23 protein-coding genes are annotated in these 24613 nt (G+C 75.4%); 10 read left to right on the forward strand and 13 right to left on the reverse strand.

Translation table 11 applies throughout. The features are described 5' to 3' along the window. The first annotated feature begins 5 nt into the window (after window positions 1-5). Window positions 6-1775, forward strand: a complete 1770-nt coding sequence (locus BUB17_RS00755; protein WP_072911691.1) for a hypothetical protein — start codon at window positions 6-8, stop codon at window positions 1773-1775. Between the two features lie 147 nt (window positions 1776-1922). Here the strand turns inward: BUB17_RS00755 and BUB17_RS00760 are convergent, their stop codons facing one another. Continuing rightward, window positions 1923-2519, reverse strand: coding sequence for an SACE_7040 family transcriptional regulator (locus BUB17_RS00760; RefSeq protein WP_083605874.1), 597 nt, complete (start codon window positions 2517-2519; stop codon window positions 1923-1925). A 57-nt stretch (window positions 2520-2576) separates the two neighbouring features. Here BUB17_RS00760 and BUB17_RS00765 point away from each other — a divergent pair, with 57 nt between their 5' ends. Next, window positions 2577-4190, forward strand: a complete 1614-nt coding sequence (locus BUB17_RS00765; RefSeq protein WP_072911693.1) for a carboxyl transferase domain-containing protein — start codon at window positions 2577-2579, stop codon at window positions 4188-4190. A gap of 19 nt (window positions 4191-4209) precedes the next feature. Here the strand turns inward: BUB17_RS00765 and BUB17_RS00770 are convergent, their stop codons facing one another. Next, the gene (locus BUB17_RS00770; RefSeq protein WP_072911696.1) at window positions 4210-4734 is read right to left on the reverse strand and encodes a ferritin; all 525 of its coding nucleotides are present in this window, start codon (window positions 4732-4734) and stop codon (window positions 4210-4212) included. 98 nt (window positions 4735-4832) lie between these two features. Between BUB17_RS00770 and BUB17_RS00775 the strand changes: the two genes are divergently transcribed. The 5 genes from BUB17_RS00775 (at window position 4833) to BUB17_RS00800 (ending at window position 10231) form a co-directional block, all read left to right on the forward strand. Beyond that, the gene (locus BUB17_RS00775) at window positions 4833-5018 is read left to right on the forward strand and encodes a hypothetical protein (RefSeq protein ID WP_072911698.1); all 186 of its coding nucleotides are present in this window, start codon (window positions 4833-4835) and stop codon (window positions 5016-5018) included. A 43-nt stretch (window positions 5019-5061) separates the two neighbouring features. After that, window positions 5062-7077, forward strand: coding sequence for an ATP-binding protein (locus BUB17_RS00780; RefSeq protein WP_072911701.1), 2016 nt, complete (start codon window positions 5062-5064; stop codon window positions 7075-7077). Beyond that, window positions 7077-8231, forward strand: coding sequence for an acyl-CoA dehydrogenase family protein (locus tag BUB17_RS00785; protein ID WP_072911703.1), 1155 nt, complete (start codon window positions 7077-7079; stop codon window positions 8229-8231). The genes BUB17_RS00780 and BUB17_RS00785 overlap by 1 nt, the downstream gene beginning before the upstream one ends. Window positions 8232-8565: 334 nt before the next feature. Next, window positions 8566-9105 (forward strand): hemerythrin domain-containing protein, encoded by a 540-nt coding sequence (locus BUB17_RS00795; protein WP_072911708.1) that lies wholly within the window; start codon window positions 8566-8568, stop codon window positions 9103-9105. Between the two features lie 271 nt (window positions 9106-9376). Then, on the forward strand, window positions 9377-10231 hold the full coding sequence (locus BUB17_RS00800) for a cyclase family protein (protein ID WP_141242845.1): 855 nt from the start codon (window positions 9377-9379) through the stop codon (window positions 10229-10231). Between the two features lie 39 nt (window positions 10232-10270). On the opposite strand, the gene BUB17_RS00805 is transcribed toward BUB17_RS00800, so the two are convergent. From BUB17_RS00805 to BUB17_RS25820, 4 genes are read right to left on the reverse strand one after another with little or no spacing between them, the layout of a single operon-like run. After that, complete coding sequence (locus tag BUB17_RS00805) at window positions 10271-11404, reverse strand: glycerate kinase (RefSeq protein ID WP_072911711.1); 1134 nt, start codon at window positions 11402-11404, stop codon at window positions 10271-10273. 12 nt (window positions 11405-11416) lie between these two features. Then, on the reverse strand, window positions 11417-12430 hold the full coding sequence (locus BUB17_RS00810; RefSeq protein WP_072911714.1) for an NADPH:quinone reductase: 1014 nt from the start codon (window positions 12428-12430) through the stop codon (window positions 11417-11419). A gap of 42 nt (window positions 12431-12472) precedes the next feature. Further along, on the reverse strand, window positions 12473-12868 hold the full coding sequence (locus tag BUB17_RS00815; RefSeq protein ID WP_072912523.1) for a VOC family protein: 396 nt from the start codon (window positions 12866-12868) through the stop codon (window positions 12473-12475). A 36-nt stretch (window positions 12869-12904) separates the two neighbouring features. Next, window positions 12905-13492, reverse strand: a complete 588-nt coding sequence (locus BUB17_RS25820; protein ID WP_072911716.1) for a hypothetical protein — start codon at window positions 13490-13492, stop codon at window positions 12905-12907. Between the two features lie 98 nt (window positions 13493-13590). Here BUB17_RS25820 and BUB17_RS00825 point away from each other — a divergent pair, with 98 nt between their 5' ends. Beyond that, window positions 13591-14481: an ATP-grasp fold amidoligase family protein gene (locus BUB17_RS00825; protein ID WP_072911719.1), complete on the forward strand. Its 891-nt coding sequence runs from the start codon at window positions 13591-13593 to the stop codon at window positions 14479-14481. On the opposite strand, the gene BUB17_RS00830 is transcribed toward BUB17_RS00825, so the two are convergent. From BUB17_RS00830 to BUB17_RS00855, 6 genes are all read right to left on the reverse strand, one after another. After that, entirely contained in the window at window positions 14468-17071 is a 2604-nt protein-coding gene (locus BUB17_RS00830; protein ID WP_072911721.1) for a bifunctional FO biosynthesis protein CofGH, read from the reverse strand. The two genes, BUB17_RS00825 and BUB17_RS00830, sit on opposite strands and share 14 nt — an antisense overlap. A gap of 181 nt (window positions 17072-17252) precedes the next feature. Continuing rightward, on the reverse strand, window positions 17253-18101 hold the full coding sequence (locus BUB17_RS00835) for an ABC transporter permease (protein ID WP_072911724.1): 849 nt from the start codon (window positions 18099-18101) through the stop codon (window positions 17253-17255). Beyond that, window positions 18098-19114: an ABC transporter ATP-binding protein gene (locus BUB17_RS00840; RefSeq protein ID WP_072912530.1), complete on the reverse strand. Its 1017-nt coding sequence runs from the start codon at window positions 19112-19114 to the stop codon at window positions 18098-18100. The genes BUB17_RS00835 and BUB17_RS00840 overlap by 4 nt, the downstream gene beginning before the upstream one ends. A gap of 19 nt (window positions 19115-19133) precedes the next feature. Further along, on the reverse strand, window positions 19134-20204 hold the full coding sequence (locus BUB17_RS00845; RefSeq protein WP_072911726.1) for a hypothetical protein: 1071 nt from the start codon (window positions 20202-20204) through the stop codon (window positions 19134-19136). After that, window positions 20188-20700: a sigma-70 family RNA polymerase sigma factor gene (locus tag BUB17_RS00850; protein ID WP_072912527.1), complete on the reverse strand. Its 513-nt coding sequence runs from the start codon at window positions 20698-20700 to the stop codon at window positions 20188-20190. The genes BUB17_RS00845 and BUB17_RS00850 overlap by 17 nt, the downstream gene beginning before the upstream one ends. A gap of 152 nt (window positions 20701-20852) precedes the next feature. Beyond that, window positions 20853-21365 (reverse strand): flavin reductase family protein, encoded by a 513-nt coding sequence (locus BUB17_RS00855; RefSeq protein ID WP_072911729.1) that lies wholly within the window; start codon window positions 21363-21365, stop codon window positions 20853-20855. An 81-nt stretch (window positions 21366-21446) separates the two neighbouring features. Between BUB17_RS00855 and BUB17_RS00860 the strand changes: the two genes are divergently transcribed. Further along, complete coding sequence (locus BUB17_RS00860; RefSeq protein WP_072911732.1) at window positions 21447-22871, forward strand: dihydrolipoyl dehydrogenase family protein; 1425 nt, start codon at window positions 21447-21449, stop codon at window positions 22869-22871. Between the two features lie 290 nt (window positions 22872-23161). Here the strand turns inward: BUB17_RS00860 and BUB17_RS00865 are convergent, their stop codons facing one another. After that, window positions 23162-23689, reverse strand: coding sequence for an NUDIX domain-containing protein (locus BUB17_RS00865; RefSeq protein WP_072911734.1), 528 nt, complete (start codon window positions 23687-23689; stop codon window positions 23162-23164). A 58-nt stretch (window positions 23690-23747) separates the two neighbouring features. On the opposite strand from BUB17_RS00865, the gene BUB17_RS00870 reads away from it, so the two are divergent. Beyond that, window positions 23748-24542, forward strand: coding sequence for an SGNH/GDSL hydrolase family protein (locus tag BUB17_RS00870; protein ID WP_072911737.1), 795 nt, complete (start codon window positions 23748-23750; stop codon window positions 24540-24542). The last annotated feature ends 71 nt before the right edge of the window (window positions 24543-24613 follow it).

The following is a 24613-nucleotide window of genomic DNA, read 5'->3' on the forward strand; positions in this document are numbered from 1 at the left end:
CCGACGTGCTGGCCCTGACCCCCCGGCCGCTGCAGACGGCGGGGGAGCGTGCGCTCTTCGCCGAACTGGCCCGCTGGGACACCGGCGGCGCGGTCCGGGGTGCGGTCGTCGCCTCGCTGCCGGTCCTCGACGGGCCGGTGGGCCGCCGGATCTCCGACGCGGTGCTCTTCGTGCCCGAGGGGCTGGCCGTCGTCCGCATCGCCGAGGTGCCCCGGCAGCGCGGCGTGGTCACCGCGCTGCCCGAGGCGTCGTGGACCATCGGCCCCGAGGCCGGCCGCCCGGGCGAGGTGCTGCAGCTCTCCGGGGGCGGGTCCACCCCGCTGGACGGGCTGATGCGCGCCGGCATGGACACCGCCGTGCGGCTGCGCCGCGCCGGCCTGGAGCCGGGCCGGATCGCCCGGCTGACCGTGCTGGTCGGCGACCTCTCCGGCCTGGTCCCCGCCGACGGCGACCTGGGCGAGGGTGACCAGGTCGCGCTGCTCGAGACCCGCTCGCTGCTGCTGGGCATCGCCCGCTCGGCCCGCTACACCGGCGTCGCCAACCCGCGCCTGTGGACGACGGCCGACGTGCGCGCCGCCCTCGAGGCCCTCGAGCTCGACGGCCGGGTGCCGACCACCCAGGAGCTCAACGGCGAGGGCTTCCCCTACTCGCCCTACGTGCTGCGGACGCCCGAGCTGCTCGCCCCGGCCGCGATGGCCGCGGCGGTGGTGGGGACGGAGGTCGGGGGAGCGGCCCCGGTGCCGGCGGCGCACCACCCGGCGCCGCACGCCGCCGCGCCCGAGCCGCTGCGTCCGCTGGTCGACCCGGCGGCCGCCGCGGCGGTGGCCGCTGCCGCGATCCGCGCCGACGAGGAGGCCGCCCGCGCCGCAGCCCCCGCCTACGCGTGCGCCCGGGACCTGGCCGTCGCCCCGCCGGCCCGGCCGCTGGACACCCTCGTCGGGCCCACCGCCGGCGTGCGCGAGGACGAGAGCGGTGGCATCGGCGGGCTGTTCACCGGCGGAGAGCCGGTCGACGCCGAGCCGATCGCCTCCCAGCCCGCTGTGCCGCCGGCCCGCGTCGAGCCCCCGGCCGCGCCGCCCGCCTCCGGTGCCCGGCCCGTCGCCGTTCCCGTGGCCGCGCCGCGCCGGCGGCAGCGCTCGCCGCGGCGCACCGCGCTGTTCGTCGCGGCCGCCCTGCTGCTCGTCGTCCTCCTCGGGTTGGGCGTGACCACACTGTTCGGCGGGGACGACGAGGCGAGCGCCGGTGCGTCGCCGTCCACCGCCGCGCAGACCGGAGCGCGCGCCGGGACCGGCGGCGGGCCGCAGCCCGGGCAGATCGAGACGGTCGACGGCCGCACCTTCGTCCTCCAGCGGGTGCAGAGCGACCCGACCTGCGTCGGCAACGCCTATGGCACGGTGGCCGGCTTCTTCGCCGCCACCGACTGCGCGGGCCTGGCGCGGGCGCTGTACTCGACCGACGTCGGCGGCCGGCCGGTCGTCGTCTCGGTGTCGGCGGCCGACATGGGTGAGCAGAGCGGCGCCCTGGCGCTGCGCGCGCTGACCGACCAGAACGGCAGCGGCAACGTCAGCGACCTGCTGCGCGAGGGCGTCCGCTACCCGGGCGGTCCCGCGCAGCTGTCCGCAGCCGAGTACGCCAGCGCCGTGTCGGGCAGCACCGTGACGATCGTCGAGACCGCCTGGGCCGGGCCCGGGTCGACCAGCTCGACCGCCGACCTCGACGTCGTCGCCTCGACCGCGCTGGCGCTGCCCCTGCCGGCGCCGGTTTCCGGCGGCTAACGGCGGCTCTGGCCATGATCAGGTGACCTGATCATCGAGTGTCCTCCCTCACCGCAGGAGGTCGGGGAGGACACCGCACGATCAGGGACCTCCTCACCTGATCATCCTCGACGCCGACGAGACGTCACCGGGACGCCGACGACACGCCTACGTCGCGGTCGCGGCGGCCTCGGCCATCGCAGCCAGCAGCGCCGCCGTCCGCCGGCGGGGCAGTCGCCCGGCGCTGTGCGGGGTCGAGTTGACCAAGCCGAAGACGGCGTGCGCCCGGGCCCGGTTGGTCGCGGCGTCCGAGGCCGGGTGCACCCGCCCCAGGACGTCGACCCAGACCTCCACGTAGCGGCGCTGCAGCCGGCGCACCTGCGCGGCGTCCTCGTCGGCCAGCGAGCCGAGATCGCGGTCGTGCACGGTGATCAGCGCGGGGTTGTCCAGCGCGAAGTCGACCTGGAAGGTGATCAGCGTGCGCAGCTGCGCCATCGGGTCGTCGCCGGCGGCGGCCACCCGGGCGGTGCCGCCCTCGAGCAGGCGCTCGCTGATCCGCAGCAGCATCTCGGCGAGCATCGCGTCCTTGCTGGCGAAGTGCCGGTAGATGGCCGGGCCGGTCACCCCGACGGCCGCGCCGACGTCGTCCACCCCCACGGCGCGCGAGCCGCGCTCGGCGAACAGCTGTGCGGCCGCCTGCAGGATCTGCTCGCGGCGCGACGGGCGGGCCGCGTCCGCGTGCAGCGCGGTGTTGGCCTCCGTCACGGCGGCGATGTTAACGCTCGTTGACCCCGCTCGTGAACCACGGTTAACATCCCGGCCGTGGACGCCCCCGTGCTGGCCGGCAGGCCGACGACCGACGGCGCGGCCGCCGCGCGGAACGCCGAGGCGCACGCCGGGCTCGTCGCCGACCTCGCCGAGCAGCTGCGCCGGGTGGCGCTCGGCGGCGGCGAGCGGGCCCGCGAGCGGCACACCGCGCGGGGCAAGCTGCTGCCGCGCGAGCGGGTCGACGCGCTGCTCGACCCGGGCAGCCCGTTCCTGGAGCTCTCGCCGCTGGCCGCGCACGGCATGTACGGCGGCGAGGCGCCGGCCGCCGGGATCATCACCGGCATCGGGCGGGTCGCCGGGCGCGAGGTCGTCGTCGTCGCCAACGACGCCACCGTCAAGGGCGGCACCTACTACCCGATGACGGTCAAGAAGCACCTGCGCGCCCAGGAGGTGGCGCTGCACAACCGGCTGCCCTGCGTCTACCTGGTCGACTCCGGGGGCGCCTTCCTGCCGATGCAGGACGAGGTCTTCCCCGACCGCGAGCACTTCGGCCGGATCTTCTACAACCAGGCCACGATGTCGAAGGCCGGCGTCGCGCAGATCGCCGCCGTCCTCGGCTCGTGCACCGCCGGTGGCGCCTACGTCCCGGCGATGAGCGACGAGGCGGTCATCGTCCGCGAGCAGGGCACGATCTTCCTCGGCGGCCCGCCGCTGGTGAAGGCGGCGACCGGTGAGGTGGTCACCGCCGAGGAACTCGGCGGCGGGGACCTGCACAGCCGGGTCAGCGGGGTCACCGACCACCTGGCCGAGGACGACGCGCACGCGCTGCAGCTGGTCCGCCAGATCGTCGGCACCCTCGGCCCGCGCGCACCCCGGCCGTGGGACGTCGAACCGGCCGAGGAACCGCTGCACCCGCCGGAGTCGCTCTACGACGTGGTGCCGCCCGACCCGCGCACGCCCTACGACGTCCGCGAGGTGATCGCCCGGCTGGTCGACGGCAGCCGGTTCGCCGAGTTCAAGCCGCTCTACGGGCAGACGCTGGTCACCGGCTTCGCCCGGCTGCACGGCCATCCGGTCGGCATCGTCGCCAACAACGGCGTGCTGTTCGCCGAGTCCGCGCTCAAGGGCGCGCACTTCATCGAGCTGTGCGACCAGCGGTCGATCCCGCTGCTGTTCCTGCAGAACATCTCCGGGTTCATGGTCGGCCGCGACTACGAGGCCGGGGGCATCGCCAAGCACGGCGCGAAGATGGTCACCGCCGTCGCCTGCGCCCGGGTGCCCAAGCTGACCGTCGTCATCGGCGGCTCCTTCGGCGCCGGCAACTACTCGATGTGCGGCCGCGCCTACTCGCCCCGGTTCCTCTTCACCTGGCCCAACGCCCGCATCTCGGTCATGGGCGGGGACCAGGCGGCCTCGGTGCTGGCCCAGGTCCGCCGCGACGGCCTGGAGGCCCGCGGCGAGCAGTGGCCGGCCGACGAGGAGGAGGCGTTCAAGAAGCCGATCCGCGACCAGTACGAGACCCAGGGCCACCCCTACTACGCCACCGCCCGGCTGTGGGACGACGGCGTTCTCGACCCCGCGCAGACCCGCACCGTGCTCGGCCTGGCCCTGTCCGCCTGCGCGAACGCGCCCCTCGAGGAGGTCGGCTATGGCGTCTTCCGGATGTGAGCGGCGGATCGCCGCCGGTTCACGCCCCTGCGACCGGTGGCGCGGTCGGGTCGGCGGCCTCGGCGGTGACCTCCCGGAGCACGTAGTCCTCGATCGTCTCCAGGTCGTGGGTGGAGCGCTTCACGATGGTGAGCAGGTCGCTCATCTTGCTGACCTCCTCGATCTGCTCCTTGATGAACCACTGCATGAACTGATCGGAGGCGAAGTCGTTCTCCCGCCGGGCGACACCGATGAGCGCGTTGATCTGCTCGGTGACCCGCTTCTCCTGCTCCAGGGCGAGCGCCACGGGGGCGACGACGTCGGTGAACTCGTTGACCGGGGCGGGGATGCCCGGGATGCGGACCGGCGCGTCGGAGTCCAGCAGGTACTTGACCATCATCATGGCGTGCTCGCGCTCCTCGAGCGCCTGGTCGAAGAAGAGCTGCGCCGTCCTCGGCATGGTCAGCTCGTCGAAGTAGACGGCGCACGCCACGTACTGCTGGTGCGCGGCGAACTCGTTGCCGATCTGCGTGTTCAACAGCTCGACGAAGGCAGAGGCGGCCATCGGGACTCCCGGACGTGTGAGGTGGCGTTCACCGCACGCTATCCGGTGACACGCCGGTGCCCATGGACCACTGGAGAAGGCGAGGCTAACCTCACCGAGTGGCCAAGTCCGCGCGCATGCCCAAGAAGAAGTGCTGCCAGGACAAGCCGCGCTGCAAGCGGTGCCCCCTGCGGGCCCTCGCCGAGGGGACGCTCCCGCCGGGCTACACGGTCAAGAAGCGCCGCCTGGTCAAGCTGGACAAGGCCGACAGGGTGCTCGCGAAGAGCACCCGGAAGGCTGCCTGACCCGTCTGGCTCCCGGCGCGCCCCCGCTGGGGGGTGCTGAGCAGTGTTCGACACCGTCCTGGTCGCCAACCGCGGCGAGATCGCGGTCCGGGTGATCCGCACGCTCCGGGAGATGGGCATCCGCTCGGTCGCCGTCTACAGCGAGGCGGACGCCGGTGCGCGGCACGTCCGCGAGGCGGACGTCGCCGTCCCGATCGGCCCGGCACCCGCGGCGCGGAGCTACCTGTCGATCGACCGCGTGCTCGACGCCGCCGTGCGCACCGGTGCGCAGGCGATCCACCCCGGCTACGGCTTCCTGTCCGAGAACGTCGAGTTCGCCCGCGCCTGCGAGAAGGCCGGCGTGGTCTTCGTCGGCCCGCCGGTCGCCGCGATCGAGGCGATGGGCGACAAGATCCGCGCGAAGCGGACGGTCATGGCCGCCGGTGTCCCGGTCGTCCCCGGGCGGACCGAGCCGGGCATGTCGGACGACGAGGTGGCGGCGGCCGTGGTCGAGGTCGGTTTCCCGGTGCTGCTCAAGCCCAGCGCCGGCGGCGGCGGCAAGGGCATGCGGGTGGTGCGTGCGGAGGCCGAGCTGCGCGACGCGATCGCGGCCGCCCGGCGCGAGGCCCGCGGCTCCTTCGGCGACGAAACCCTGCTGGTCGAGCGCTACGTCGGGTCGGCGCGGCACGTCGAGGTCCAGGTGCTCGGCGACGCCCACGGCACCGTCGTCCACCTGGGCGAGCGGGAGTGCAGCCTGCAGCGCCGGCACCAGAAGGTCATCGAGGAGGCGCCGTCCCCGCTGCTCGACGAGGCACAGCGCGCCGCCATGGGCGCCGCCGCCGTCGAGGCCGCGCGGGCCGTCGGCTACACCGGTGCCGGCACGGTGGAGTTCATCGTCGACGCCGAGCCGGGTGGGCGGGGAGGCGACATCGACTTCTTCTTCCTGGAGATGAACACCCGGCTGCAGGTCGAGCACCCGGTCACCGAGATGGTCACCGGCCTGGACCTGGTCGAGCTGCAGCTGCGAGTCGCTGCGGGGGAACGGCTGCCGCTGACCCAGGACGACGTCGTCCTGGACGGGCACGCCATCGAGGCCCGGCTGTACGCCGAGGACCCGGCCCGCGGCTTCCTCCCGCAGACCGGCACCGTGCTCGGTCTGCGCGAGCCGGACGGAGCGGGCGTGCGCCTGGACAGCTCGCTGGCCGTGGGCTCGGTCGTCGGCACCGACTACGACCCGATGCTGGCCAAGGTGGTCGCCTGGGGCCCCGCCCGGGACACCGCCCGCGCCCGGCTGGTCGGCGCGCTGGGCCGCACCGCCGTCCTCGGGGTGCCGACCAACACCGCGTTCCTGCGGGCGCTGCTCACCGACCCCGACGTCGTCGCCGGGCGGCTGGACACCGGCCTGATCGAGCGCCGCGGCGAGGCGCTCACCGCGGTCGAGCCGGTGCCGGCGCACGCGTACGCGGCCGCCGCGCTGTACGAGCTGCTCGAGGACGAGCCGGCCGGGCCGGTCGTCGACCGCTGGGACGTCCCCGACGGCTGGCGGCTGGGTGAGCCGGCCTGGACGGTGCGCCGGCTGCAGGCCGCCGGTGACGACCCGGTGACCGTGCGGGTGCGCGGCCGGGCGGCCGACGCCGAGGTGCAGGTCGGGGACGCCGGATCGGTGCGCGCCTCGGCCGCCAGGGAGGGCGATCAGCTGTCGGTGACCCTCGACGGGACGACCTCCCGCTACGCCGTCGTCCACTCCGGCGGGCAGGTGTGGCTGGCCGCCGACGGACGGGTGGTCGCGCTGCGCGAGCACGAGCGGCTGCACGCGGCGGTCGAGGGCGCGGCCGGCGACGGCGCGGTCACCGCACCCATGCCGGGAACGGTGACGCTGGTCCAGGCGGCGGTCGGCGACCGGGTCGAGGCCGGCGCCCCGCTGCTGGTGGTCGAGGCGATGAAGATGGAGCACGTGCTGACCGCACCCGTCGCGGGGACGGTCACCGAGCTCGGCGTGACGGCCGGCCAACAGGTCCGGCTCGACGAGCGGGTGGCCGTGGTGACCCCACCGGCCACCTCCCCTGAGCAGGAGACGTGATGCTGGACTACCGGCTCGACGACGAGACCGAGGCGCTGCGCAAGGTCGTGCGCGAGTTCGCGCAGGACGTGATCGCCCCGCAGATCGGCGCGTTCTACGAGGCCGACGAGTTCCCCACCGCGATCGTGCGGCAGATGGGCGAGCTCGGTCTGTTCGGTCTGCCCTTCCCCGAGGAGTACGGCGGGTCGGGCGGCACCTACTTCACCCTCTGCGTGGCGCTCGAGGAGCTGGCGCGGGTCGACTCGTCGGTGGCCATCACCCTCGAGGCCGGCGTCTCGCTGGGCGCGATGCCGATCTACCGGTTCGGCACCGAGGAGCAGAAGCAGCAGTGGCTGCCGCGGTTGTGCAGCGGCGAGGCGCTGGCCGCGTTCGGGTTGACCGAGCCCGGCGGCGGGTCGGACGCCGGCGCCACCCGCACCACCGCGCGCCTGGAGGACGGCTCCTGGGTGGTCAACGGGTCCAAGGCGTTCATCACCAACTCCGGCACCGACCTGACCGAGCTGGTCACCGTCACCGCGGTCACCGGCACCCGCCCCGACGGCGGCAAGGAGATCTCGGCGATCGCCATCCCGTCGGGGACGCCGGGCTTCAGCGTCGGCAAGCGCTACTCGAAGGTCGGCTGGAACGCCTCGGACACCCGCGAGCTGTCGTTCACCGACTGCCGGGTGCCCGCGGAGAACCTGGTGGGGGAGCCCGGCCGCGGCTACGCGCAGTTCCTCTCCATCCTCGGCGAGGGGCGCATCGCGATCTCCGCGCTCGCCGTCGGGCTGGCCCAGGGCTGCGTCGACGAGTCGGTGAAGTACGCGGCGCAGCGGGAGGCGTTCGGCCAGCCGATCGGCCGCAACCAGGCCATCCAGTTCATGATCGCCGACATGGAGGTGCGTGCCTCCACCGCGCGGCTGGCCTACTACCGGGCCGCGGAGAAGATGCTGCGCGGCGAGCCGTACGGCCGCGAGGCCTCGATCGCCAAGCTCTACAGCTCCGAGGTCGCGATGGACAACGCCCGCTACGCCACCCAGGTGCACGGCGGCTACGGCTTCATGAACGAGTTCCCGGTGGGCCGCTTCTACCGCGACGCGAAGATCCTGGAGATCGGCGAGGGCACCAGCGAGGTGCAGCGGATGCTCATCGCCCGCGACCTCGGCGTCGGCTGACAGCGAGGATGCAGGCGGACGGGGTCACCCCGGAGGGACCGCGGCGGTGACCCCGGGGCTGACTGCGGCCCGCCCGGATGCCGAGGTCCCCTGTCCACCCCGTCACCGCCACCGTCTCGACGGGACGACCGGTGCGGGCGGCGGGCCGCTGCCGCGGCGACGTGGCCGCACTGACCGACCCGCACGTCCGCCAGGAGGACCCGGTCCATCCCGGCCGCCGGCCGGACGGGCACGACGCACCCTGGTTCCGCCACGGCCGGCTCGACGTGCGGGGCGGGTCGGGCGCTGGGACGCTCGGGGGACTCACGCCCTGTCCGGCGTTCGGAGGGATGCCATGAGCGCTCCGCAGCAGGTCCAGAGCAACCGCCTGGTCGCCGTCATCAACGACGAGAACCGCGAGATGGAGGCGCTGTTCCAGCAGTTCGAGTCGGAGTGGTCCGACCCGGAGGAGGGCCCTCGGCTCGCCGGGGAGATCATCTACGTGCTGGTTCGCCGCGTGGTGCTACGGGAGAAGCTCGTCTACCCGGCGATCCAACGATCGCTCGACGACGGGGACGACGTCGTCGACCTCGAGGTCCTCGCCGACGACGAGGTCGAGCGGCTGCTGAAGCTGATCGCGGACACGCCGACCACGTCGGGGACGTTCGAGCCGTTGGTGGCGCGCCTGATCGAGCAGGTCCGCGAGCGCATGGCGGACGAGCAGGCGGACCTGTTGCCCCCACTCGTGGAGGCGCTCGGCGCCGAGGACGCGGACGAGCTCGGGAACGAGCTGGCGCGGGCCCGGGATGCCGCGCCGTCCGCCCCCGAGAACGCCCATGGGGGCCCCGACGTCGTCGAGCGGTTCCGCGCGCAGGTGTCCACCAGCACCTCCTGACGCACGACGGTGACCGGCCGGCGACGTCCCGCCGGCCGGTCACCGGAGGGCGGCCGGTTCTCGACGGGCCGCCTCGATCTGCATGGCCGATCCGGCCCGCCCCGGACGTCGCATCCGTGCGAGTCCGGTGGTCTCGCCGGGTCAGGAGGCGCTCCGCTCGGCAGCCGGCACCGCGCGGCAGCGTGCGGTCCCGCGGCCGGACCCGGGGCTATGGTCGCGGGCGCCTGACACCCAGGGCGCCCGATCACGACCGGAATGACGGAGACCGCGCATGTGCACGGAGCACACCGGCAGGGTGGCGCAGCAGTGCCGCGACGGGACCGGGGCCGGCTTCTCCCGGCGGACAGCGCTGGTGGGCGGGGCGGCCGCGGCCGTGACCGCTGCGCTGGCCGGTACCGCTCGGGCCGAGGACCGGACACCGCGAGCCCCGAGCTGGGGCCGGCGCGGCCTGTGCGACCTCACGCACCCGTTGACCACGAGCCTGCCGATGTTCGTGCCGACCGAGGCCCCGTCGCGCCGCACCGCCGTGACGATCGAGCAGAACGGCTACTACCAGCAGGAGTGGCGCGTCCTCGAGCACACCGGCACCCACGTCGACGCGCCGGGACACTTCACGCCGGGCGGTCGCCTCGCGCCCGAGCTGCGGATCGACGAGCTCATCACGCCCGCCGTCGTCATCGACATCAGCACGCGCGCGGCGGACGAGCCCGACACCGTCGTGTCGATCGACGACGTCCGCGCGCACGAGCAGCGCCACGGCCGCATCCCGGACGGCGCCGCCGTCCTCGTGGACTCCGGCTGGGGCAGCCGGATCGGCGATCCGGCGGCCTACCGCGGCGCGGACGCGGCCGGGACGCTGCACTTCCCCGGCTTCGGTGCGGACACCTGCGAGTGGCTGCTGGAACGCCGGCGCATCCGCAGCCTCGGCGTCGACACGCTCAGCATCGACCCGGGCGTGTCCACGACCTTCGACACCCACCTGCTGCTCACCGGCGCCGACCGCTACGGGCTGGAAAACCTCGCCCACCTCGACCGCATCCCACCCACGGGCGCGACGATCGTGGTCGGCCTCATCCCGTTCGAGGAGGGCTCGGGCGGTCCCGCGCGCGTCTTCGCCTCCTGGTGACCCCGCGGGCGCGGCGCGCCGGCACGCTCGAGCTCATCGTCAGGCCGGGGTCGGCAGGTGCTCGGCGGCGACGTGCTGTGCCAGGCGTTCGAGCAGCGGGCCGGCCTCGGCCATGCAGCGCTCGGGGTCCGGCTCGAGGTCGGTGAGCGCGGCGGCGGCGTCGATGCCGGCTTCCCGCAGCGCCGCGTCGGCCAGGTCGCGCCGCCCGCAGACGGCGACCACCACGGGGACGCCGGCCGCCCGGGCCCGCCGGGCCACGCCGACCGGCGCCTTGCCGCGCAGGCTCTGCTCGTCCAGCGACCCCTCGCCCACCACGACGAGGTCGGCGCCGGCCACCAGCCGCTCGAAGCCGAGCAGGTCCAGCAGCAGGTCGATGCCCGGCCGCAGCTGGGCCCCGAGGACGGCGAGGGCGGCGAACCCGACCCCGCCGGCGGCGCCCGCTCCCGGCTCGTCGCGCAGGTCCTGCCCGGTGGCGTCGCCGACGGCGTCGGCCAGCCGGGTCAGGCAGCGGTCGAGGTAGGCGACGTCGTCCGGGTCGGCACCCTTCTGCGGGCCGTAGACCGCGGCGGCGCCCGAGGCGCCGGTCAGCGGGTTGTCCACGTCGCAGGCGACGACGACCTCGGCGCCGCCCAGCGCAGCGGTGACCCCGCTGACGTCGACCCGGGCCAGCCGCTCCAGCCCCGCGCCGCCGGGCCCGACCGGTGCGCCGTCCGCGTCGAGCAGCTCGGCACCGAGGGCCTGCAGCAGCCCCGCGCCGCCGTCGGTGGTGGCGCTGCCGCCGATGCCCAGGACGACGCGGCGGGCGCCGGCGGCCAGCGCCGCGGCGACCACCTCGCCGGTGCCGCGGCTGGTGGCGGTGCGGGCCGCGGGCCGGCCACCGGGCAGCTGCGCCAACCCCGAGACGGCGGCCATCTCCACCACGGCGACATCCCCGAGCCGGGCGTACGCGGTCTCCACCGGCTCACCGGTCGGCCCGGTCGCGGTCACCGGGACCGCCTCGAACCCGGCGGCCAGGGCGGCGGCGAGGGTGCCGTCACCGCCGTCGGCGACGGGCAGGCAGCTCACCTCGACGTCGGAGCGGCCGGCGCTGAGCCCACGCGCCACCGCCGCGGCCACCTCCGTGGCGGTCAGCGATCCCTTGAACTTGTCCGGGGCGACGAAGACGCGAGGCACTCCGCGATCCTGTCAGGCCGTCACGTCGACCAGCACCTTGCCGACGGCGCCGTCCTCCACCGCGCGGTGCGCCTGCGCGGTCTCGGCCAGCGGGAAGACGTGCAGCGGCAGGCCGGCGTCCGCACCGACCCGCACCGCGCCGTCCAGGACGGCGGCGTTGACGTCCTCCACGCCGATCGCCTTGGCCCGCTCCGGCTCGGTGTAGACGAGCACGAACTGCCAGCGCGCGTTGGGGGTCATCTGCGCGCGGACCGGCACGGTGACCTCCGCGCCGCCGTCGTCGGCGTACATCGCCACCGCCCCGTGCAGGCCGATCACCCGCGCGTCGACGGCGGCGTTGGCGGCGGCGGAGACCTCGACGATGGCGTCCACGCCCTGCGGTGCGACCTTGCGGACCTCGGCGACGACGTCCTGCTGGCGGTAGTCGACGACGTGCGTGGCCCCGGCCGCCGCGGCCAGCTGCGCCTTCCGCGGGCTGCTGACCGTGGCGATGACCGTCGCGTCGGCCCAGCGGGCCAGCTGGATCGCGGCGTTGCCGACCGCGCCGGCTCCGCCCTGCACGAGGACGGTGGAGCCGGTCAACGCCCCGGGCCCGAGCCGGTCGGGCAGCGACTCGGCCACGGTCAGGCAGCGGTGCGCGGTGAGGAAGGGGATGCCCAGTGCCGCGCCGAGCTCGAAGGACGGCCCGGCGCCGAGCAGCACGACCTGCCGCGCCGGGACGACGGTGTACTCGGCTGCCGTCCCGTGCGGACGCTGCCAGGCCGCCTCCCAGATCCACACCCGCTCGCCGACGAGCACGGGGTCCACGCCCTCGCCGACGGCGTCGACGGTGCCGGAGCCGTCCTGGTCCGGTACCTGGCCATCGGAGCCGGGCGGGTTCGTGCGCCGGGACTTCCAGTCGGTCGGGTTGACGCCGGAGAGGGCCAGCCGGACCCGCACCTCACCCGGGCCGGGCTCGGGGGTGGGGCGCTCGACCAGCTGCAGGACGTCGGGGTCGCCGTTCTCGGTGTAGACGATGGCTCGCACCGTCCCGTCCTACCCGGTCCCGCCCGGGCGCGCGCGGTCGGTTCAGGCCAGGTTGAGCTGCCAGGAGACGCCGTAGCGGTCGTTGACCCAGCCGAACCGGCGGCTGAAGCCGTGGTCGCCGAGTTCCATCAGCACTCCGCCGCCCTCGGACAGGCCCGCGAACAGCCGCTCGATCTCCTCCTCCGACGCCGTCTCGACCCAGATCGAGAAGGACGGCGTGAAGGTGAAGTCGTGGACCGGAGGGCTGTCGAAGCAGCGGAACTGCTGGCCGGCGATGGAGAAGGTGGCGCCCTGCACCGTGCCTTCGGCGCCGGGACCGTCGGCCCCCCACCGGGTGAGGTCGAGGACGCGTGCGTCGTCGAACAGCGACGTGTAGAGGTCGAGCGCCGGCCCCGCGTCGCCCTGAAACATGAGGAATGGGATCACCTGCTTCGGCATGGCGGTCACCGTAGGGGGAGCTGCTGACGGAAGTGCTCAGCCCAGTCGGTCGGCGACCGCGGCCAGGTAGTCCTCGACCCACCGGAGGTCGGGCTCGTCTCCCGTTGCGACGACGAGCACGACCACCTCCTCGGCGCGCACCAGGCGGGTCTCGCCCACTGCCGGGTCCGGTCCGGAGACCTCGGTGCGGATGGTGACGCCGCTCCACCCCGATCCGGTCCAGCCGTCCACCGTCCGGGCACCCGCGCCGCCACCGGGGGACGGCGGTGCCGACACGCAGTCCGGGACCTCCATCGCCGCCTGACCGAGGATCGCCTCCGCGACCATCGGCGCCGACGTCGCCCACGCGTACGCGTGCAGGGTCGCCTCGTCCGAGGCGTAGCCCCTGGTCACCGGATCGCCGAGCGCAGGGTCCAGGTGGGGTGCTGGGGTACCCGGCGCCGTCGTGCAGAGCTGCCAGGGCGGCGGGGGCGGGTCGGCCGGGCGGAGGCCGGGGAGCGGGACGGACAGGGCGGCCTCGAGGTCGGGCGGCCCGCCGGGGGACGCGGTCCCCGCGACGGTCGAGGTGCAGGCGGTCAGCCCGCCGACGACCACGGCCGCGGCCCATCCCACCGCCGTCCGCATCACCGTCCTCCGCCGGCAGGTGGTATCCGGCCGGAACTGGAGGCACGCGGCCCGGGCCTGCGGTTGCCGGTCGCCGTCCCGGCTGTTGGGGTTGCCAGGTGCTCGTCCCGCGCTCCGGCGTCCTGCCCGCGCCGGTGCGTCGGACCCTGCTGTACCGGCAGGCCACCGGGCGCCTCCCGCCGCTGCGGCGGCCGCACACCTTCACCGAGAAGCTGAACTGGCGGATCACGTTCGACCGGCGCGAGCTGCTCGCGCCCACCTGCGACAAGCTCGCGATGAAGGAGCACGCCCGGAGGTTGGCACCAGGCCTGGTGCGCGTCCCGGAGACCCTCTGGTCCGGCACCGACGTCGGCGAGCTGGCGGACGTCGACCTGCCCGGCCACTGGGTGCTCAAGCCCAACCACTCCTGCATTCGGAGGCTGTTCGGCCGCGGGCCGGCCGACGTCGACGAGCTGCGCCGGCGCACGGCCGGGTGGGTGCGGGAGCGGTACTGGCGCAAGAGCGAGGAGTGGGCCTACCGGCGGGCGCGGCCGTGCCTGCTGGTCGAGGAGTTCGTCGGCGTCCCGGGTGTGGTGCCGGCCGACCTCAAGGTGCTCGTCGTTGGCAGCGAGCCCCGGCTGGTCGAGCTGCACACCGGCCGGGACGACCACCACGGCACCCGGCTCTACTCCCCGGAGTGGACGCCGCTGCCCTGGACCATCGGCTACCGGCCCGGTCCGGACGCCGACCCGCCCGAGCGCCTCGACGACCTGCTCAAGGTCGCCACGGCGCTCGCCGACGGCTTCGACATGCTGCGAGTCGACTGCTACGAGGTTGACGGTGAGCTGTGGTTCGGCGAGCTCACCCCGTACCCGGGCGCCGGGCTGTCCCCGCTCGAGCCGGACCTCGACGCCTGGTTGGGCGAGGCGTGGACGCTGCCGCCCCCTCCGGCGCACCCGCGGCTGACCCGCGGCCATCTCCGCGGGAGTGGTCGGTTCACACCGGGGTGATCGACAGGTCCAGCGCGCGGCGGCCCTCCTCGGAGCGGGCCGTGGCCAGCCGCTCGGCCGAGGGGGTGCCGTACTCCGTCGTCCGCTGGCGGGCCGGGCGGCCGATCGCGGCGGCCACGGCCTCCAGTTCTGCGATGGTCTTCAGCGAGCCGTTCTCGCTGCCGGCCATCCGGCTGATCGTCTCCTCCATCAGCGTGCCACCGAGGTCGTTGGCCCCGCCCTGCAGCACCGACTGCGTGCCGACCTCGCCGAGCTTCACCCACGAGGTCTGGATGTTCGGGATCCGCCCGTGCAGGAGCAACCGAGCGACGGCGTGCACCGCCCGGTTCTCCCGCACCGTCGGCCCGGGGCGGGCGACGCCGGCCAGGTAGATCGGCGAGCTGTGGTGCACGAACGGCAGCAGCACGAACTCGGTGAAGCCGCCGGTCTCGTCCTGCACCCGCGCCAGCGTGCGCAGGTGCGCCACCCAGTGGGTGGGCGTGTCGACGTGGCCGTACATCATCGTCGACGTCGTCGGGATGCCCACTCGGTGCGCCGTCGTGACGATCTCCAGCCAGGTGGCCGTCGGCAGCTTGCCCTTGGTGAGCACCCAGCGGACGTCGTCGTCGAGGATCTCCGCCGCCGTCCCGGGCACGGAGTCGAGACCCGCCTCCTTCGCGGCGGTGAGGAAGTCGGCGAACGACAGCCCCGTGCGGGCCGCGCCGTTGACGATCTCCATGGGCGAGAAGGCGTGCAGGTGGATGCCGGGCCGGCGGCGCTTCACCTCGCGGGCGAGGTCGAGGTAGGCGGTGCCGGGGAGGTCGGGGTGGATGCCGCCCTGCATGCAGATCTCGGTGGCCCCGGCCGCCCACGCCCGGTCCACGCGCGTCCCGACCTCCTCGAGGGACAGCGTGTACGCGTCGGTGTCGGTGCGCCGCTGGGCGAAGGCGCAGAACCGGCAGCCGGTGTAGCAGACGTTGGTGAAGTTGATGTTCCGGTTGACGACGTAGGTGACGTCGTCGCCGTTGACGTCGGCCCGCACGGCGTCGGCCAGCGCGCACAGGTTCTCGAGGTCGGTGCCGTCGGCGCCCAGCAGTGCCAGGTACTCGGCGTCCGACAGCCCCGCGGGGTCGTTCTCGGCGTGGCGCAGGGCCGCGTGCACCGCCGGGTCCCCGGCGGCCAGCGCGGTCGAGTGCCCGTCGCGGGCGCTCTCGGTGCGCGAGCGCAGCTCGGCCCAGTCGCCGTAGACGGCGTCGAAGTCGCTGCGCCGGTCACCGGTCCGCCCGGTGGTGTCCACCTCGACGTGCAGGTCGGTGCGCCCGGACGACGTCCACGCCTCGTCCGGCTCCTGCCACGGCAGCCCGGCGGGCAGGCGGCCCTCCACCGCCAGCCCGTCCGGGCCGGCCAGCGCGGCGACGTGCGGGCGCACCCGCGGGTCCAGCCACGGCTCGGGGGAGAGCACGTACGGCGGCTGGACGGCCAGCCGCTCACGCAGCTCGAACCCTGCCCCGGCGGACAGCGCGGCCAGCTCGTCGGTGTGGGGCCACGGGCGCTCGGGGTTGACGTGGTCGGGGGTGAGCGGGGAGACGCCGCCCCAGTCGTCGACCCCGGCGCGGAGCAGCAGGCCGAGCTCGGCGGAGTCCGACAGGTTCGGCGGCGCCTGCACCCGCGCCTTGGGGCCGAGCAGCAGCCGGGTGACGGCGACCGCGGCCACGTACTCCTGCAGTTCGAGGTCGTCGTGCGCGGCCATCGCGGTCCGCGGCTTGGCCCGGAAGTTCTGGACGATGACCTCCTGCACGTGCCCGTGCCGCTGTGCGGCGGCCCGGATCTGCAGGACGGCGTCGACCCGCTCGGCGTAGTCCTCGCCGATGCCCAGCAGCACGCCGGTGGTGAAGGGGACGGCGGAGCGGCCGGCGTCCTCCAGCACCCGCAGCCGGACGGCGGGCTCCTTGTCGGGGCTGCCGAAGTGCGGGCCGCCAGGCTCCGACCACAGCCGGGTCGCGGTCGTCTCGAGCATCATCCCCATCGAGGCGGCGACGGGCTTGAGCCGCTGGATCTCCTCCCAGCTCAGCACCCCGGGGTTGAGGTGGGGGAGCAGCCCGGTCTCCTCCAGCACCCGGATCGCCATGGCGCGCAGGTAGGCCGGCGTGGAGTCGAAGCCGTGGGCCGCCAGCCACTCGGCCGCGACCGGCCAGCGGTCCTCCGGGCGGTCGCCGAGGGTGAACAGCGCCTCCTTGCAACCGAGCGCGGCACCGGCGCGGGCCACCTCGAGCACCTCGTCGGGGGACAGGAACGGTGCCTCGCCCTGCGCGCGCAACTGCCCTGGCGTGGTGACGAACGTGCAGTAGTGGCAGCGGTCGCGGCACAGGCGGGTCAGCGGGATGAACACCTTGCGGCTGTAGGTCACCACCCCCGGCCGCCCGGCGGAGGCGAGCCCCGCGTCGCGGACCCGGCCGGCCGCGGTCAGCAGCCGGTCCAGCGGCTCACCCTCGCCCAGGCCACGGGCGTGCAGCAGCGTCTCGGCCTCGACGGCGTCCAGGGTCACCCCGCGCTCGGCGCGGGCCAGTGCGCGGCGCACGGCGGACGGCGAGGGGTTCAGCGGCTCGGTCATCGCTCCCGACGCTAGTCGAAGGACCCCCTGCCCCCGGCCGTGGAAGGACCCCGACCTCCCCACCCTTCGCGGGCCCAGGGCGGTGCTTCGGACGGGACCGCGGCGCGCCTCGGGACGGGGCCGCCCCGGACGGGACCGCGGCGAGCCTCGGGGACGGGGTCGCCGGGGGCGGAGGGCCCTGCTACAGGTCGCGGCGCTGGAAGGACAGCGCGGTCAGGCCCCAGATCACCGCGATCCACACCGCTGCCCACGCCAGGTAGGCGACGGTCAACGAGCCGTCGCTGAGGAACGGGAACCCGGCCTCGCCCGGGCCCATCTGGACCAGGGCGATCGGGTCCTGAAAGGCGTTCATGGCCCCGCGCCACAGGCCGTCGGTGGGCAGGATGACCCGCGACACGGTGCCCACGCGCTCGACGCCCTCGTTGCCCAGGGCCCGGCCGATCCCGCCGACCACGCCGGCGACCCAGGTGGCCCCGAAGAGCCCGACCGCGACGATGCCCGACGCCATCGGGGAGACGACGCTGGAGAGCAGCAGAGCCAGCGTCAGCAGCACGACGGTCTGGGCCGCGAGCAGCGCGAGCCCCCCGGCGGGTGAGGGTGGCCAGTAGCCGACCGCCGCGCGGACGACCAGGATCTGGGCGAGGCCGGCCAGGACCACGTAGCCGGAGCCGAAGGCCACCAGACCCAGCCACTTGCCGAGCAGGACGGCCGAGCGGCGGACCGGGCGGGCGAGCATCGCCAGCGCCTGCCCCGACTCGACCTCGCCGGCCAGCGTGGGCCCGGCGAGGAACGCCGTGCCGATCGCCGCGATGAGGCTGAACCCGAACATGATCAGGTTGAGCAGCACCGAGGCCACGAGGCGGGCCTCACCGCTGGTCATGGTGCCCAGCTCGGTGTCCAGGCCGATCAGCTTCGAGAAGCCCCAGCCGCTGAGCGCGAGCAGCGCGACCGTCAGGATCAGCAACGCCCAGACGACCCGCCGACGGAAGGCCTCCCGCAGGGTGAGCCCGGCGACGGTCAGCGCGGTCATCGGTTCGCCTCCTCGTGACCGGCTCCGTCGTGGGCGGGCTCGTCGTGCCGGAGGACGGCGAGCAGGCGCTCCTCGAGACTGATCCGCACCGGCTCGACGGCGTGCACCCGGACACCGAGGCCGACGAGGTCGCGCACCAGGTCGGGCACGGTGACGCCGTCGTCGTCCGCCGGGAGCTGGACGGTGAACCAGTCACCGCTCCGCGTCAGCGACCCGGCGGCCCGCAGCCGCTCCTCGGCTCGGCCCTCCGCACCGACCAGCCGCAGCCGCACCTCGCGCTGGCCGAGCAGCTCCGCCAGGGTGCCCGAGGCGGCCACCCGGCCCTGGTCGAGGATGACCACCCGGTCGCACACGCGCTCCACCTCGCCGATGAGGTGGGAGTTGAGCAGCACGGCCACGCCGCGCGACTTCAGCGAGAGCACGATGTCGCGGACGTCGACGCGGCCCAGCGGGTCCAGCGCGCTGGTCGGCTCGTCGAGGACGACGAGCTCGGGCCGGGCGACCAGCGCGACGGCGAGCCCGAGCCGCTGCTGCATGCCCTTCGAGAAGCCGCCGACCCGGTCGCCCGCGCGGTCGCCGAGGCCGACGAGCGCCAGGCACTCCCGCCGCCCGGCAGCCGGGACCGGCACCCGGGCCAGCCGGACGTGCAGGTCCAGCACCTCGGCCGCGGTCAGCCACGGCTGGTAGCGGAACAGCTCGGGCAGGTACCCGACGGCGCTGCGGGACCGCGGGTCGGTGGCCCGCCGTCCCAGCAGCAGCACCTCGCCGGCGTCGGGCCGCACGAGGCCCAGCAGCATCTTGATGACGCTGGTCTTCCCGGCGCCGTTGGGACCGAGCAGGCCGAGCACCTCCCCCCGGGCGACCGAGAACGAGACGTCGTCGACGGCGGTCCGGCGTCCGTACCGCTTGCGCAGGCCGGAGCACCAGACCGCCGGGGACGGCGGCAGACCGGCGAGCTCGTCGGCTCCCGATCCCGGGGCCCCGGGACGCGCGGCGGCGGTGTCGGAGGTCATCCCGGGGACGGTAGCGGCGTCAGCGGAGCTCACGGGCGACCGACAGCAGCTCCTCGGCGCTGAGCGACCCGGCCACCCCGGTCATCACGCCGTCCTCCACCCAGACCACCGCGGCGATGAGGCCGTCGCGGGAGCTGAGCACGGTGGCCTCGGCGCCGCCGACGTCCGCCGTGGAGCTGGTCACCAGTTCCGCCGGGACGGGCAGGGGCAGGGTGGCGGCGTCGGCGGAGAGGTCGCGCAGCTGGTCGGCCAGACCGTCGGGCAGGCCCGGCAGGGACAGCAGGTAGTCGCGGACGGTCTCGAACGGCACGCCGGACGAGTAGACGGTGGGCGCCACCACGCGGGCGACGACGAGCGTCGGCACACCGGTGGGCTGGGACCAGACCGCCGCGACGCCCGGACCGGCCTCGATCCGCAGCGTGCTCCCGTCCAGTCCGGCGGGCGGGGGCGGCAGGACCTCGCCCTCGACGGCCGCCGCCTGCGCGGCCTCCTCGGCCGAGAAGGTGAACGTCGCGCCGACGGTGCCGGCCGCCTGGTAGGCCGGTTCCCCGGTCACGCCCTCGGGCAGCGCGGCGACCTCGGGGACGGCCAGACCGGTGCGCTCCCGCGCGGTCGCGGCATCGGCCACCTGCTCGGTGCCGGGCTCCTGGGTGACCTCGAGGTCGCCGTAGGCGGAGAGGTCGGGCAGCTGGACGAGCTCGGTCGAGGTGACCTCGATCGGGTCGACGCGCTCGGTCTGGAAGATCGGCAGCCAGTCGTTGGCCGCCGCCACCCCGGCCCCGGTCATGAGCAGGACCGCGCTGAGGGCCGCGACGGCGGGACGGCGCACCGTCGCGCCCCACCGGCCGCGGGCCACGCGCGCCCGCCGCGCCGGCGTCGCCGGGGTGGTCGCCAGCCGGGACCAGGCGGCATCGGTGTCGACGGCGCCGGGCGTGGTCAACGCGGCACCGACGAGCCGCGCCTCGGTGCGTGCGGTGTCCACCGCGCGCAGGCAGGCCGGGCAGCCGACGACGTGGGCGCGGTCGGCGTCGGTCACGCCGGCCGGCTCGTCGACCAGTCGGCGCAGGACGCCCTCACTCGGGTGACGCATGGCGGTTCAGCTCCTTGAGCAGGACGGATTCGGCGCGGCGCACGGTGGTGCCCACGCTCCCGGGGGACATGTCGAGGGCGGCCGCGACCTCGGCGTAGCTGAGGCCGCTGTGCCGTAGCACCAGCGCGGCCGCCTGTCTGTGCGGCAGCCGGGCCAGCGCGGCGCGGACGGAACTCCGTTCCTCGCGGGTGATCACCAGGTCGGCGACGTCGGGGACGACGGCCGGACCGTCGTCGGCGGCCTCCTCCCGGGCGCTGCGACGGCGACCGGAGCGGAGCAGGTTCAGGGCGGTGTGGGTCGCCGCCACGGTCAGCCAGCCGCCGGCGTCGCCGGCCGGCACCGCGGAGCGCCCGAACGAGAGGAACACCTCCTGGGCGACGTCCTCGGCCTGGTCACGGGAGCCGAGCACGCGCGCGGCGACGGCGACGACCCGCGCGTAGTGGCCGCGGAAGACCTCCTCGAGGTCCGTCCGGACGTCGACCCGTCCCCGTGGCATGCCCACGCCCCGCTCAGTCCAGGGCCGGGCCGCGCCGCGCGACCCGGGGAGGGGCACTGGTGCGGTGACCGATGGCCGTACGAGTTCCACACCCGGTCAGCACCGCCGGGGCCCCGGATGTGACACCGACCGGCGATTCGCTGCCGTGCCCGTCACGGCCGGGCGGAGGGTTGGCCCGACTCGTCGACGTACCGGCCCCGCAGGCGCAGCAGCGGGCGGGCGCCCGGGTCGACCAGGGGCACGTCGGTCACCTCGAGCAGCGCCAGCACGTGGTCGCCGGCCGCCACCAGCCGCTCGAGCCGGCAGTCCAGCGCGGCCAGCCCGCCCTCGAGCACGATCGCCCCGCTGTCCGCCGCCCGGCGCCACGGCACCGACTCGAGCAGGTGGCGGGCGCTGGGCCGCCCGGCGGAGGAGAAGCGGCTCGCGACGATGGCGTGCCCGGCGGCCAGCACGGTCAGCGCGCCGCGGCCCACCTCCTCGAGCACCTCGGCCGGGTAGCCGCCCGCGGACAGGCTGACGGCGACCAGTGGCGGTTGCGCGGACACGCTCATCACCGAGGAGACGGTGGTGCCGACGTCGTCGATGTCGTCCCGGACCGTCAGCAGGCACACCCCGGCGGCGTACTGGCGCAGGGCCTCGGCGAACGAGGCGGGGTCGACGGGCATGGCGGCCAGTCGACCACACGCCGGGTCGCCGCCCTGCCCGGGCCGAGCTGGTCCGCACGGCGCGCGGGGGACGATGGCCCGATGGGCAGTGCAGGAACTCGTGAGTTCGACGTGGTGGTCCTCGGGGGCGGGTCGACGGGGGAGAACGTCGCCGACGTCGTCGTCCGCGGCGGGCTGACCGCGGCGCTGGTCGAGGCCGAGCTGGTCGGCGGGGAGTGCTCGTACTGGGCGTGCATGCCCAGCAAGGCACTGCTGCGCGGCTCCGAGGCGCTGGCTGCCGCGCGCGCGGTCGACGGCGCCCGCCAGGCGGTCACCGGCGGGCAGGAGGTCGCGGCGACCCTGGCCCGGCGCGACTCGTTCGCGTCGAACTGGGACGACTCCGGCCAGGAGAAGTGGGTCGACGACGCCGGCATCGAGCTGGTCCGCGGGGTGGGCAGGCTCGACGGCGAGCGCGCCGTCGTCGTGACCGCGCCGGACGGCGGGACCGTCCGGCTCACCGCCCGCTCCGCGGTCGCCGTCTGCACCGGGTCGGCACCCCGGGTGCCCCGGGTGGACGGGCTGCGCGACGTCGACCCGTGGACGTCGCGGGAGGCGACCAGCGCGCAGCAGGTACCCGGCCGGCTACTCGTCGTCGGCGGCGGGTACGTCGGCTGCGAGATGGCGACGGCCTGGGCGGCGCTCGGGGCGCAGGTGACGGTGCTGCAGCGCGGGCAGCGGCTGCTGGCCACGCTGGAGCCCGAGGCCGGGGACGCCGTGGCCGCGTCGCTGCGCGCCCTCGGCGTCGACGTCCGGCTCGGCACGGAGGTGACCGCGGCCCACCGCGAGGGTGGCGAGGTGGTCCTCGCCACCGGCGACGGCGAGCTGCGCGGGGACGAGGTGCTCGTCGCGACCGGACGCCGGGCGCGCACCGACGACCTGGGCGTCGACACCGTCGGGCTGGAGCCGGGTCGCTACCTCGACGTCGACGACACGCTCCGGGTGCGCGGCGTCCCGTGGCTGTACGGCGTGGGCGACGTCAACGGCCGCCGCCAGCTCACCCACATGGGCAAGTACCAGGCACGCCAGGCCGGCGCGGCGATCGTGGCCCGCGCCCGCGGCGAGCAGGCCTCGGACGCCGACTGGGCGCCCACCGCGGCCACCGCCGACCGGCTGGCCACGCCGTCGGTGGTCTTCACCGACCCGCAGGTGGCCGCCGTTGGGCTCTCCCGCGCCCGAGCGCAGGCGGACGGGGTGCCCCACCGGGTGGTCACGCACCCCATCGGCTCGGTCGGCGGCGCTGCTCTGCACGCCGACGGCTACAGCGGGACGGCGGTGGCGCTGGTCGACCCGGAGCGCGAGGTGCTGCTCGGCGTCACCTTCGTCGGGCCGGGCGTGGGGGAGCTGCTGCACGCGGCGACGGTCGCGATCGTCGGTGAGGTGCCGATTCCCCGGCTGTGGCACGCCGTCCCGTCCTACCCGACGATCAGCGAGGTGTGGCTGCGCCTGCTGGAGGCCTACCGCGGCTGAGCGGCCCCGTCCCGGGCCTCGCCCCGAGACCTCGTCGCCCTCCGGGCCGCCTCGAACGGGGGGGGGGGGGGGAGATCGTCGATGTCCCTCCCGACGAGCCCCGTCGGTGAGTGCGGGTGCACGCACCGACGGAGGTCTGGTCCGAGGAGGTCGACGAGGCCGGCCGGTCCGCCCGGCGCCGATGTCCGGCCCCGTCGCGCGCCTCGCCGGCCCCTGCACGGTCCTGCCGCGAGTTCGCACGTGGCGCGGCAGGAGGTCCTTCCCCGACGGGGAGGGCAGGGGGGCCCTGCTCAGCCGTGGTCGAGGAGGAGCAGGCTGTAGGCGGCGAGGCTCGGCCCGTCGGTGAACCGGCCGTCGCGGACCATCGACCGGAGCTCGGCCTCGCTGACGAAGGCCGACCGCATGTCGGCCTCGCTCGCCTCCCGCGCGGTCGGCCCCTGGCTCAGGTCGGTGGCCAGCCAGACGTCGAACTCCTGCGTGGACAGCCCCGGCGCGAGGTCCAGGTGCCCGAGGTGGCGCAGCGAACCGGCGCGCAGCCCGGTCTCCTCGGCCAGCTCCGCGCGGGCGAGGTCCTCGGCCGAGCCGCCCGGCCCCGCCGTCCAGGTGCCCTGCGGGAACTCCCAGGCCCGCCGCCCGACCGGGTACCGGTACTGCTCGACCAGCCAGAAGCCGTCACGCTCGTACGGCAGCACGAGCGCGAAGTGCGGCTTCTCCACCACGCCGTAGATGCCGGGGCTGCCGTCGGCGCGCTCGACCTCGTCCTCCCGCACCCGGATCCACGGGTTGCGGTAGACCTCCCTGCTGCCCGTCGTCCGCACGCGGCCAGCCTCCCAGGGCGGCCCGGCGTGTGCCCGGTCACCGTGCTGGAGTGGAGGCGTGCAGCTCGAGCCCACCCGTACCTCCTGGCGCCGCTACGTCGCCCTCGGCGACTCCTTCACCGAGGGGCTGGCCGACGCCGACCCGCACCGCCCCGGCGAGTTCCGGGGCTGGGCCGACCGGCTGGCCGACCACCTGGCGGCCGCGGCCGACGGCGACGTGGAGTACGCCAACCTGGCCATCCGCGGCCGGCTGCTCGCGCAGGTGCTCGACGAGCAGGTGCCGGTCGCGCTGGCCGCCGGGCCGGACCTGGTGAGCCTGGTCGCCGGCGGCAACGACCTGCTGCGCCCCGGCGCCGACCCCGACCGGCTGGCCGCCGACCTGGAGGACGCCGTCGCCCGCTTCCGGGCCGCCGGCGCCGACGTGCTGCTGGCGACCGGCGTCGACCCGCGGCAGACGCCGATCCTGCGCCGCACCCGCGGCCGGGTCGCCGTGTTCAACGCCTCGCTGTGGTCGATCGCGGCCCGGCACGGCGCCGTCGTCCTCGACCAGTGGGGCGCCCGGTGGGTGCAGGACTGGCGGATGTGGGACAGCGACCGCATCCACCTCACCGCCGAGGGCCACCGGCGGACGGCGCTGGCTGCGGCGACCGCGCTGGGCCTGCGGGTGGACGACGACTGGCGCACCCCGCTGCCCCCGCAGCCGCGCCGCGCACTGCGGGCGGCGCTGGCCGAGGAGGCCGCCTGGGTGCGCGGCTTCGTCGCGCCGTGGATCGGCCGGCGGCTGCGCGGCCGGTCCTCGGGGGACGGCCGCGCAGCCAAGCGGCCGGTGCCGCTGGCGCTGCCGCGCGGCTGAAAGAGGATCCCGTCCTCCGCCCCGTTCGCAGGCTCACGGCGAGCCTCTGGACGGGGCCGGGCGGTGCCGAG

The organism is Geodermatophilus obscurus, from assembly GCF_900143215.1.
Taxonomy (GTDB): Bacteria; Actinomycetota; Actinomycetes; order Mycobacteriales; family Geodermatophilaceae; genus Geodermatophilus; species Geodermatophilus obscurus_A.